Annotated in this window: 9 protein-coding genes; 2 read left to right on the top strand and 7 right to left on the bottom strand. The window is 51.9% G+C overall.

Annotation, left to right across the window (positions count from 1 at the left end; all coding sequences use genetic code 11):
• The first annotated feature begins 35 nt into the window (after positions 1–35).
• The gene (locus HMPREF1255_RS10075) at positions 36–236 is read left to right on the top strand and encodes an SDR family NAD(P)-dependent oxidoreductase (RefSeq protein WP_024111506.1); all 201 of its coding nucleotides are present in this window, start codon (positions 36–38) and stop codon (positions 234–236) included.
• Between the two features lie 231 nt (positions 237–467).
• Here HMPREF1255_RS10075 and HMPREF1255_RS06995 read toward each other — a convergent pair whose 3' ends face one another.
• Genes HMPREF1255_RS06995 through HMPREF1255_RS06985 form a run of 3 tightly spaced genes read right to left on the bottom strand, consistent with a single transcriptional unit; the run spans position 468 to position 3,693 of the window.
• Complete coding sequence (locus HMPREF1255_RS06995) at positions 468–1,115, bottom strand: class II aldolase/adducin family protein (RefSeq protein ID WP_016456833.1); 648 nt, start codon at positions 1,113–1,115, stop codon at positions 468–470.
• 11 nt (positions 1,116–1,126) lie between these two features.
• Positions 1,127–2,164, bottom strand: a complete 1,038-nt coding sequence (locus HMPREF1255_RS06990; RefSeq protein WP_024111354.1) for a 2-hydroxyacid dehydrogenase — start codon at positions 2,162–2,164, stop codon at positions 1,127–1,129.
• 17 nt (positions 2,165–2,181) lie between these two features.
• Positions 2,182–3,693 (bottom strand): FGGY-family carbohydrate kinase, encoded by a 1,512-nt coding sequence (locus tag HMPREF1255_RS06985; protein ID WP_024111425.1) that lies wholly within the window; start codon positions 3,691–3,693, stop codon positions 2,182–2,184.
• 177 nt (positions 3,694–3,870) lie between these two features.
• On the opposite strand from HMPREF1255_RS06985, the gene HMPREF1255_RS06980 reads away from it, so the two are divergent.
• Entirely contained in the window at positions 3,871–4,650 is a 780-nt protein-coding gene (locus tag HMPREF1255_RS06980; RefSeq protein ID WP_196801479.1) for a DeoR/GlpR family DNA-binding transcription regulator, read from the top strand.
• 56 nt (positions 4,651–4,706) lie between these two features.
• On the opposite strand, the gene HMPREF1255_RS06975 is transcribed toward HMPREF1255_RS06980, so the two are convergent.
• The 4 genes from HMPREF1255_RS06975 to HMPREF1255_RS06960 all read right to left on the bottom strand — a co-directional run bounded on the left by HMPREF1255_RS06975 (position 4,707) and on the right by HMPREF1255_RS06960 (position 10,874).
• Positions 4,707–7,187: a Cna B-type domain-containing protein gene (locus HMPREF1255_RS06975; RefSeq protein WP_016456837.1), complete on the bottom strand. Its 2,481-nt coding sequence runs from the start codon at positions 7,185–7,187 to the stop codon at positions 4,707–4,709.
• Positions 7,188–7,738: 551 nt separating this feature from the next.
• Positions 7,739–8,374, bottom strand: coding sequence for an ABC transporter ATP-binding protein (locus tag HMPREF1255_RS06970; RefSeq protein WP_016456838.1), 636 nt, complete (start codon positions 8,372–8,374; stop codon positions 7,739–7,741).
• 8 nt (positions 8,375–8,382) lie between these two features.
• The gene (locus tag HMPREF1255_RS06965; RefSeq protein ID WP_016456839.1) at positions 8,383–9,588 is read right to left on the bottom strand and encodes an ABC transporter permease; all 1,206 of its coding nucleotides are present in this window, start codon (positions 9,586–9,588) and stop codon (positions 8,383–8,385) included.
• Positions 9,585–10,874 (bottom strand): ABC transporter permease, encoded by a 1,290-nt coding sequence (locus tag HMPREF1255_RS06960; RefSeq protein ID WP_196801480.1) that lies wholly within the window; start codon positions 10,872–10,874, stop codon positions 9,585–9,587. The genes HMPREF1255_RS06965 and HMPREF1255_RS06960 overlap by 4 nt, the downstream gene beginning before the upstream one ends.
• Positions 10,875–11,481: the final 607 nt, after the last annotated feature.

Below are 11,481 nucleotides of genomic sequence, written 5' to 3'. Positions count from 1 at the left end.
GCTCGCGCTTGAGCGTTTGACACGGCATATCAGACGTGAAGCTTTTCGTCGTAGTTGATCAAGAAGGTTCCGCCAGGCGCAACAATCGAATTGTGGAGAAGAGGGCGGTTGTAACTGGAGCTTCTAGCGGCATCGGGGTGGCGACTGCCCGGGCTTTAGCCAAGGCTGGTTTCAAAGTCTTTTGCGCGGCTAGGCTGCCACAAGGTAACGAAGCTCGCCGAGGAGAGGTGGCGTAGCTGTTGCTTGTGACGTCTCCGACCAGCGACAGGTGGGCCATCTGACGATCAGGCCCGTGGCGCAGGCAGCCCAATACAAGGTTGCCCGCGGTTAATCGATTTATTGTGTTGCTTTTCATCCGACTACGGATGAAAAGCAACACAATAAACAACTTGTGGGGACGAGCATCGCCCATCCCCACAGTTTTTAGTTAGCGTCCGCGTCGCCTGAACGCGGTGGCTACAACGGAACTATTTCTTATTCGGCTGCACCCCATAGCTCGACATGCCCTCTAGGGCATCGGCCATCTGGGCGTCGGTGAGCAGTTTGATCGGGGCACCACTAGCCATTGCTCTCAGATGCACCTCGCAGACGTATTCCAGGACAGGAAGCAGATTGACGGCCTTCTTGACGTCTGAGCCAATCGTGATCGCGCCATGGTTCGACATCAAAGCACCTTTGCGACCTTTAAGTGCGTTGGTCACGTTCTCTGCCAGTTCGTCTGTCCCAAACTCGGCATAAGGAGCGACTCTAATAACGCCGCCAAACATCGCTGAGTAGTAATGCGAAGGTGGAATCTCATCGACGACCAAGGAGAGCGCGGTAGAAGCAGGAGCATGGTTATGCGTGATAGCCATAGCATCCGTTGCGTGATACACGCTCAGGTGCAGGGGGAGCTCGGAAGACGGCTTCAAGTCTCCTTCGACATGGTTTCCATCGATGTCGTAAACGACGACGTCCTCGGCCGTCATCGTTTCGTAGGGAACACCCGACGGCGAAATCGCCACCTGGTCGCCAACCCTGATGGAAACATTGCCCGCGGTCGAAACGATTAGCCCCTCACGCTGCATAAACAGGCAGGTATCGACAATGTCTTGACGTTCTTTTGCTAACAGCATGAAATCATCCCTTAATTGTTGTCTTCTAAAACCTTCGGATTGGCAAGGTGCTCAATGTCCTCGCCTTCCACGAATCTTGCGATATCCGCAGCACCGATCCTTGCCGCCAGACGAGCGGAATCCTTAGACGCACCGCCCAAATGAGGAGTCAGCGCGATTCGTGGCGTGGAAAGCAGCCGATGTCCGGATGGCAGAGGCTCTTCTGGGAGCGCGTCGAAAGCAGCCGCATACAAATGCCCACTATCGATGGCGTCGCAAACGGCGTCGTAGTCCACCAGCGAACCTCGAGCACAGTTGACGATGACACCACCTTCAGGCATTAGCGAAATCATTTCGGCGTTAATCATGTGCTCGTTGTCTGCAGTCGCACGCGCATGAACCGAGACAATGTTGCTGCGCTTGAACAGATCCTCCAACGAGTCAACGAATGTGATCTCCTTTGGAGCAGCTGATTGATCAGCCCACGGATCGAAAACGACGATCTCTGCGCCGGTGGCAAGAAGCGTCTTCGCTACCAGTTTTCCGACTGCGCCGTAGCCAATCAATCCGACGGTAGCAGCGGCCAGCTCCGGCCCCACGTTGTCGAAAATGTAGTAGTCCGAACGCCAGTCGCCGCCCACTACCTCTTGGTGGCGCTGGGGGATCTGACGCAAAGCTGCATAAATCATGCCTACTGAGTGCTCGCTAGTCGCAATCGCGTTGCGCCCAGGCGTGAAGGATACCTTAACGCCGTGCTTAGTCGCAGCGTCTAGATTCACGTTCACCGGACCGCCACGACAGATAGTAATCATCTTGAGGTCCGGGCTTGACGCGATCACCTTCTCGGTGAATGGGAAGGTGTGGGAGAAAGCAACATCGCAACCTTTAAGTGCGTCGATTAGTTCATCTTCATCACCCAAAGCCTCTTTAACTTCAGCGATGTCTTTGAACGGAGGCACTGGCCAAGTTGATGAGATCGCCGCAACTTCTACATCCGGCAGTTCAGCGAACAGTGCCTTACGCAGAACTTCTTCCGTAACAAATTGATCGCCAGCCAACAATACTTTCATTTTTCTACCCAACCTTTCTATTCAGCGTCGACGGTTCGTAGTTCACGAAGTTCGGGCCAGACAGTCCTGGCTGCATCTCGAGTCTTCTTGAATACTTCATAAATGTGCTGATAGCGATCACGAAGTTCGGGATTGGGGTCGAAGATCTCCATCTCGGTCCCGAGAGCACCGGACGCTTCCTCGATCGTCTCGTATCTGCCAGCGGAGACCAATGCCAGCACTGCTGCACCGCGTGCACCAGCTTCCGGAGTGTCCTGCCTGAGAACTCGCTTTCCTGTTGTGTCCGCGAGGATCTCGCAGACCAGATCGGAACGGAACCCGCCGCCCGAGACGATCAGGTCGCCCTCGATCTTCAGCACATCGACGCACTCGGCGAGAGTAAATGAGACGCCTTCGTAGACCGAGCGGAGAATGTCGCGCTTCTTTGTAGTAAGCGACAGACCTTGCCAGGAAGCAGACGCATTAACGTCGGAGAACGGGGCTCGCTCGCCACCCGGAGACGCGTAAGGCAGGTACACGACGCCGTGCGACCCTGCCGGAGCACGCCTTGCCCTTGATTCGATCTCTCCCCAATCAGCATCGTCGAGACGAAGAACCATCCTGATCCAGTCAAGGTTCGGAGTTCCAGTCATCGGAGCCATGAACTCCAGCACCTGTTTGCCGTTGCCCGTGGCAAGGACCATCGAAAGATCAGAACGACGCTGTTTGGCATCGGGCAGCAGTGTGCCGACAAAGCCGGTAGTACCAAGGATTAGATAGCTTGCGCCGTCCTCGATTGCACCCAGCCCCATTGCCGTTACTGCTACGTCGATCATTCCAACACCGACCGGTGTGCCGGCAGGAATGCCGGTCTTCTTCGCGGCCTGTTCGCTCAGCCCAACGGCAGGGCCCGCAGGATGACGCACCTCGGGCAGAAGCTCCAACGCCTCTTCCATACTGAGGTCTTTTGCCAGTTGCTCGTCGAATCCTTCCCCGGTGAAGATGTTGAAAAACGAGCGCGATGCTTCCGTGTAGTCAGTGAGGCGTTCACCGGTGAGTTTGAACCGGATCCAGTCTTTACAGTTCAGATGAGTGGCGGACCTGGAGATCGTCTCCGGCTCGCTTTCACGAAGTTCTTCGTAAAGTACGGGAAACAAACCACCGAAGATTGTGGTGCCAGTCACGTCTAGAACTTTCTTCGCTCTGCCGTCGGAGTTCCATTCCTGAACTCTCTTCGCAGCCCTACCATCTAGCCAGTTGGCGGCGGGACGAACCGGTTCACCTTCTTCGTCGATCAGCCAGGCGCCGTCACCTTGGCCGGTCAGTCCGATGCCGACGATCTTGTCCCCGCGAGTGGCGGCGGCGACTTCATGCAAACAATTAGCCACCGCTTCCCAGATCATGTCCATGTTCTGTTCGGCTTCACCATTTTGCCCGTATTGAACCGGAACGGATTCGTGGTGCAGCGCTTTAATTTTTCCATCGAGGTCGAACGCCACTGCCTTTACAGCTGTCGTTCCACCGTCGACACCAATAACAATTTCGGCCATGAAAGATCTCCTTTGTTTCCATGCCAGCTGAACGCGACATTGCGCCCTTGCTTTGAAAAAGTTTAACACTATTTTCAATATTTTTTCATTATTTCTGAAAACTTTTCATAAAGATTCTCAATCCGCGCCCGTCAGATGGCTATCCTTATCTTTAGGTTTCTAAAGATGGAGCAGAGCATGCCACCGAATAAGAAGATGAGTCCGACCCAACGGCGTAAGGCGCTGCTCCAATTAGTGATCGAAAACGGCACGATTAAAATTAACGATGCTGCGCAAAAACTAGACGTCTCCCCAGTGACGGTTTATCGGGACGTTCAGACTCTCGAGGAAATGCGTACTCTTCTGCGCACAAACGGCGAGCTTCGCGCGTACCCGACTTCGACTTCCGAGATGCCCCCAGAGCTACGGTCTGCACAGGCAATTCCAGAGAAACAAGCGCTTTGCGCTGCGGCAGCGAAACTAATCAATCCCGGGGACGCAATTTTGCTAGACGATTCTTCTACTGCCCTACCTATCGTTGACATGCTTCAAGAGGTGTCTCCTCTAGCGGTCATTAGCAATTCTCTGACCGTATTCGAGAAAATCAAAGGCAAAGATGGCATCCAGCCAGTGCTCATCGGCGGGCGTTACGTGGAATGGGCGAACGCTTTTTATGGCTCTCTAGCCACCACGCTGCTACGTGAATTACAAGCAGATATCTGCTTCACTTCAGATGCGGCGGTGAGTCTTTCGGCCACATATAACCCCATCGATTACGTGGTGGACTTCAAGCGCGCAATGTTTGCTGCTTCTAAGAAAAAGGTTTTACTTGCCGACCATCAAAAGTTTTCAAGAAGCGCTTTTCAGGTTACGGCTTTGCTTAGCGAGTTCGATTACATAGTTGTCGATCGGCAGGTGCCCAAAGATATCTTGGCCGGCATGCGAGAAAGCGGATGCGACATCTTACTCGCTGAATAATTTTCAACCCATAAAAACTTGTGGGGACGAGTTGAGCTCGTCCCACAAGTTTTTAGTTAGCGTCCGCGTCGCCTGAGCACGATAGCCGCTGCAGCAGCTAGCCCAATCGCGGTGATGGCGAACATTTCACCCGCGTTACCCGTCCGAGGGAGTTTAGGCTTCTTCGGCTTCGGCGGGGTTGTCGGTGTCGGCGTCGGAGTAGGAGTCGGCTCAATCACCTTGTTGGTAATCACAAAGCCGTGCTTGGCGTCCCCGCTGACCTTGCTCTCGTAGCTTTCGACAGAGACCTCTCGAACGGAGTAGTCCAGTTCCTTGCCATCTTTATACTTAGGCAGCTTTTCGAACTTACCCTTCCAGGAGTTGTCACCGTTCAGCGTCAGCTTCTGCCCGGAGGCCTTACCGTCAACGACGAGCTCAACATCGATCGATTCGGGGCGCAACTGGTGTTTGTTTTCGAAGTCGTCCCAGGCCTTCTCGACAGGCACCTCAACTAGCTTTCGGTTAGTGAGGTTGAAGGTGTAGACCTTGGCCTGGTCGTCTCCTTCTTCCACAACTGCGAGGTCATAGCCGTCAGCGCCCGACTCTCTGAAAGTGATGGGCAGCTTCTCGCCGGTGCTCGCGTCGATTAGCGTAGCCGGGTTCGGGAAGTTCAGGACCTCGGCAGTCCAACCGTTGTCTTTAGACAGATGAACCTGATCGACCTTGAACTTACCGACTAGAACATCAACATCGATCTCTTCAGGACGCGTATTCGGGTCATCACTGTCCCATGCCTTGTTGATTTTAAGTTTCCAAGTGTCCTCTGTGCCGAAGATCAGCTTGCCGTTGTTGGCGATACCGCCTCCGCTGATGCCCAAGCCGGCTTGCGCAGCATGACCGTAGGACACATCGTTGCCAACTACGTTTCCTTCGATCACTACCGAAGCTAATTTTTTAGCAAGTTCCTTAGAATCATTTTCTGGCACAGATTTGAAAACTTTATTTTCATTAATGGCGGTATCAAAAGGAATCCTGTTATTTTCTCCACCTTCAAGGTACCTAGGAAGCTGTTTTTCTTTAGCCCAGTTGCCATGAATGCCGTAGAGCGAGCCATCTTGGTACCAAACTCTTTCGCCACCGCCGAGAAGTCGTTGGCTCAGGGTAACTGGCTGTCCCTCTTTAGGAGTGCCCGCAAAGTGCTTCGTGACGCTCGCAAAGTCATCTCCTGCACCTGCATATTCCTTATTCGGACCGGCATCTGGAGCCTTGTTGTCGAAAATCGCGACCCCGTTAGTGATATTAAAAACGCTCGAGCCAGTTGGACAGTTCCAAAGGCCCCCACCTTGTTTACTTACTGGATGGTCACCGGCTCCAATGAGGAAAGTCTTTTCGGCGATCGCATTATTAATAATCGCGGTGTTTAGCATGGTCAAAGTCGAATTTGTATCGTTATAGATACCACCACCGCCCCAGAATCCTTTGGCAATATTACCAGTGACGTTTAACGCCTCAATAGTGGCTTTGGCATCACCTAAAAATGCCACACCGCCGCCAGATTTAAGGGCAGTGTTCCCCTCCAGCACTCCGCCTTTGATAGTCGCCTCACCACCGTGGATAACTAAGCCACCACCAAAGCCATTAGCAGTATTTTCAGTAAATTTTCCGCCAGAAATTTCTGTAGAAACACCATCTAGCAGTAAACCACCGCCACGGCCGTTGTACTCGCCGTTACTATTTTTGCTGAACACCCCGTCACTCATCTTGAAGGTGCCGCCAATTTGCATCAGACCGCCACCATATTCTGTTGAGTTTTCCGAGATCTTGCCACCAGTTATGCCGATAGCGGCATTTTCAGCAAATATTGCCCCGCCTAAAGCGTTTTTCGTAGGGTGCTCAGCATGGTTTTTCGTTATTTTGCCGCCGGATATGTTTAACGCAGCCATTTTCTCTGTGCTGCCCCAAAGACCGATTGCTCCGCCCTTAAGGATATTGCGATTGCCGCTGATCACTCCACCTTTGACGTTTACCGTGCCGTCATAAGCGGTAATCGGGGCATATTTTTCATTCTCTAAGCCTTCTGGAGAGATCTCCCCTTCCGTGCCCGAAACGTCGTTGCCGGAGAATTCCGCGGTGCCATCGATTGTTAGGGTTCCGCCGTTAACGAAGATAACCGGGCCACGAACTGCAGTGTCTTTGATTGCGCCAGCGGTGAAGTTCATTTCGCCGTCGACCAAGAACTGCGCCTTGGTGAAGGACGGCCCACTTAGGTTCAGTATTGCCCCCTTCTCAACCTTGATTGCGGGTTTTCCGGCACCAACAACGGTTCCGCCACCGGTCAGCGTTAGAGTGCTGCCCGCTTTCACCACCAGTTGAGGAGAGTCTGGGGCCAAAGTCACATCGCCGTCAATGGCAGCCTCGACCTCACCGGCTGCTTGTGCTTTTGCCACGATCTCGTCCCATGGCGTCGCGGCGTCAGCAGAAACGACCCCTGCCGGCCCGATGATTGTGAAAAGAACAAGGACTATTGCGCCGATTGCGCCAAAAAGTTTTTTATGCACCGAAACCCCCAGATTTGTGACGAACTTTATAAGGCTACAGTACTATCGATAGCTTTACATCTGAAACTGCTCTGGGTTGGGCGAAATTATGCCACCCTAAGTCGAAACGAAACGCTAGTGATTGATCAACTACAGCTGCTGTGAAACCACCGTCACCTACGGGCTGATTCTCGCCCCGCTTCGAATAGCGGACTCGACTCTGGACCCGTGGATTAAAGGACACCCCGATAGTTCACGTCGAAGAGAACATTCTGTACATGCCCGATTGGAACGAAGCCAAGAGCGTGACCCGTATTGAGCCGACGCTCTAAGTGGCTAGGTTCATCTGATTTTATAACGGCTGTCCACAGAAACACTTAGGTCATCGAAAATCTTATCGACGGCAGCTGGACACTCCATCAGCAAGAAACGCATCATCAGATTGCCTTCGTTGTTGACCAAAAACTCTTTTTGTCAGCACAATATTTTTTTGGCCATCGAGTTTACTGAGAGCCGCCTAACACTGCTTCACCTTAGAAGATGCCGTTCACGCAATCTACAACCTGAATCGGCTAATCCTCTTTATAAAGTTTGCGCTTTTTTAGTCTTAGTTTTACGTCAGTGTCATTAGCGAGCTGTTTTGAGTGGGTGACGACGATGACGCATTTCCCTTGGTCATGGGCTGCTTTACGCAGAATCTGTGTCACGTCCTCTGCTGTCTCTTCATCCAGGTTACCGGTTGGCTCGTCAGCAAGAATGATCGGCGCCTTAGAAACCAGCGCCCGACCGATCGCCACCCGCTGCTGCTGACCACCGGATAGTTGAAGCACATTGCGGTTCGCCTGATCTGCAGATAACCCAAGAGCCTCAAGCGTCTGCGGTTTGGCTTTGCCATCGACCAGACGCAAATTTTCCAGCGGCGTCAGGTACTCGATCAAGTTGTAATTTTGGAAAACCAGAGAGATCTGTTCCTTGCGATGATGGCTGTAGCCTTTTTCGGCAATATCGCGGCCATCAAATAGGATCCGTCCCTCTGTCGGGCTATCAAGGCCAGCCAGCAGACTCAACAGAGTGGACTTGCCTGCCCCAGAGGCTCCCAGAATCGAGTAGAACTTACCCTTTTCAAAGGACGCATTTACCTGGTCAAGAATCCTTGAGGTGGTGCCTTTAAAGGCGTATGTGACGTTATCAAGCTGAAGAATAGACATATTTTTTCCTAACTCATTTTAGCCAGAATCGCCCTCGGCGACTGGCGAAGAATTATTGCGCTAGCGCAAGTCAAAATTAAAAAGGCAATTAAATAACCCACGCCCAATGCAGCAGCGACGGGAAGGACTTTCAAACCAACATCGCTGGCAGCCAGCTGCGGAACATTAGCGACAGCGAAGATCCTTTTGGCGAGCAGCCCACTAAGCGCCCCACCGATCAGCACAGCCAGCAAACTCGCTGGCAGCGATAGCAGGAACAACTCGGCGACGAACTGCGCGAATATCTTAAATTTCGATCTGCCCAAGGCAAGCATCACACCTATCTCTGCAACCCGTCCACGCAGCCAAAAGACCAGACTCAGCCCGAGCACAGCTACTCCTACCGCTCCTGCTCCGATTGCCAGAACCCCAAGCATCTTTTCCACCTTGGCGATAGATTCAAGAACCGGGCTGAACCGTTGTCCGTTACTTTCAATCTGCAGGCCTGGGTTGATTTTTTGGGCTTCGGTCACGATGTTTTCTAGGTCGTCTGGTTGGTCAACCAAATATCTCGCGGCACTCAAATTCTTATCGGCAGAAAGACTGTTAGCTGCGGAAAGATTGGTGAAGATTTGGTTTTCGGCGGCTTCAAATGGCAGCCCCGATCGATTTTCGTTCTTACCGCTAAACAGAGCAGTAAGCGTCAAAGACAGCGCCTTGCCGTCATTTACAACCTGAATCTTGTCGCCTACCTGCAAGCCATTTTGGTCGGCGAAATCTTTATGTACGAGCGCGCCATCCTCGGGTATTTCGCCCACAGTGGACTCAAGACGATAAATCTTTGAGGCAAATTCTGGCTGCAGCATCACATCAGATAGGCCGGTTAGGAACATTTTGCTCTCACCGCCGGCATCTAGCTGTACACCGCCAGTACCGGTGACTGGTTTGGCGCCCTCGACATCGACCAAATGTTGTTTCTCGTAACTCGCTTGTTTAACCCCAGCGAGCTTAGCAATTTCATCCGCATCAGCTTGCGCGAGATTTTCGCCGTGGGCGCTGAATCCAGCACCGACATTTTGTTTGATTGCTCCTCGGACATCAGCCATCACGTTCCTGGCGCCGACCTGCGCAACCAGTGCGGTAAAGATCACGGCCATGATCGCAAAAAGCAGCAGGCTTCGAGTCGGCCTACGGCGCACCGAAAGCCAAGCGAGCTTGGTTAATTGGTTCCTCATCGGATATTCACCAACAATTCGCGCGGCGATTTACGAAGCATCACGGCAGAAACAATCGCGACGCAAATGATCATCACGCCAATGCCAATCAGTCCCGGCTGAATTAAGGTCTGAGCACCAAGCGCTACGGATATATCGTCAAGAGTCTTTGCAGCTGCAGAAGATTCCATGCCGCCACTCAGATTCATTCCTGACCCCAACTGCTGTTTTGCGGATTCATTTACCGAAGACAGCACAGAGTTGCCAATGCCTTGGGCAACCACCGACGAGAGCAGCCAGGCAAATGCGAAAGCGAAGACGCCGGTTATTACGAGCTCCACCAGATATTGCGCCACTATGCCAAGTTTCTTCGTCCCGATCGATAGCAGCACACCGGTTTCTTTCTTGCGGTCATTGAGCCACAAAATCAGCACCAGTGAAAGAACTATTGCAGCAAAGACAACGGTCGCGATCGTCACCGAATTCATCGTTGAGCTGACTGCATCCACAGCGTTGGTAATTCCTGACATGTACTGATTGCTATTTGCCAGCTGGAATTTGCTCCAGTCGATGCTTTGTTCGCCTGCTTTTTTAACGACATCGTCAAACTTTGCATCCTTGGCCACAAAGAATGTGGCGTCCTGATAATTCGCGTCCGATGGGCTGGACTGATAAATCTGGCTAGACGTTTCCAGGTCTGTATAAACCGTATTCGCGTAATGCTCGAAGCGCACAGAGATTTTGCCGTCGTTGCTGCCGCTGAATATGCCAACAATTTCGGTTTCTACGGTTTGCGTAGCCTGCTTGACGTTGTCTGCGTCATAAATATTGCCCTTGAGCTTCAGCTTATCGCCTATCTTTAGACCGTTAGCTTTAGCCAGGTCCTCGTGAATTAGCGACTTATTTTTATCGCCACTGACCAGGCCACGCCCCGCCACCAAATTGATAGTTCCGCTTCGGAAATTATTATCTAGCTCTGAATCGGAGGTTCCCCAAACCTGAACTGCGTTACCAATTTTTTCTTCTTTGTCTGGGTCTAGGTCTTTAGAGTCGAGACGAATGTTTTTCGCATCGACCAGGTCTGCGAAAACGTTCTGCCTTTCAACATGACGCTCGACACCTGGCACATTTGCGATTTTTTCGATGTCGGCAGCTTTGACGACACCGCCACCACGAGAAGTGCCCATGTTTGCCTGGTAGTTGTTCGACAGCGTAAAGCCTTGAGCAACTTTCCCGGTAAGTTCTGCACCGCTTTTATTGGCTGCACTGCTAACAGCGTTAGCAGTGATCAGTGCTGTGAATAGCACTGACAAAATCAAAAAGATAATTGTCGACTTTGTTCTCTTTCTGGCGACATACCGCCAAGCGCGACCTACAAATGACACGTTCTTCCTTTGGTTGGGTTAGGCACGTCACCGTGCATTTTTCTGGTTAGACTATGCCACCCTTAGATGTGTATTTACTGTGGCCAAGCTTTGAGTGGCATATAATTACCGACCTTCTCGTCTTCACCTAAACGGAAAATCCAACATCGATGAAGCTTCCTTAAACTTAGAAAGACGCGACAAACCATTACACCGATCATCTAGTTACTCAACGGCTACATGAGGTGGCCAGACAAGCTAAAAAACGCGAGCCCATGCCGAAGAAGCCCAGAAGGAAGCGAGTCAAAAACTTGCTAATGCAGCAGCCGAACTATACTCGCGGGGACTCCCCTACAGAGATATAGGTGAATTGCTTGGAGTAAGTTTTCAGCGCGCCCAAAAACTAGCTGTAGGCAAATAAAGCACTCGAAACAGGTTCTCAGCTGACACCTTTAGCTACTTCAACTTCTCATAGGGGGGGGAGATTTAAGCTTACACAAGCCGATTTGGGCCACATGCTTGGCTTAACGCGAAGCCAAGCTGGAAGAAA

The sequence above is a fragment of the Propionimicrobium sp. BV2F7 genome, from assembly GCF_000510445.1.
In the GTDB taxonomy this organism is placed as follows: domain Bacteria; phylum Actinomycetota; class Actinomycetes; order Propionibacteriales; family Propionibacteriaceae; genus Propionimicrobium; species Propionimicrobium lymphophilum.
Note: the sequence above shows the minus strand (reverse complement) of the source record. Positions and strands in the feature narration are given on the sequence as shown.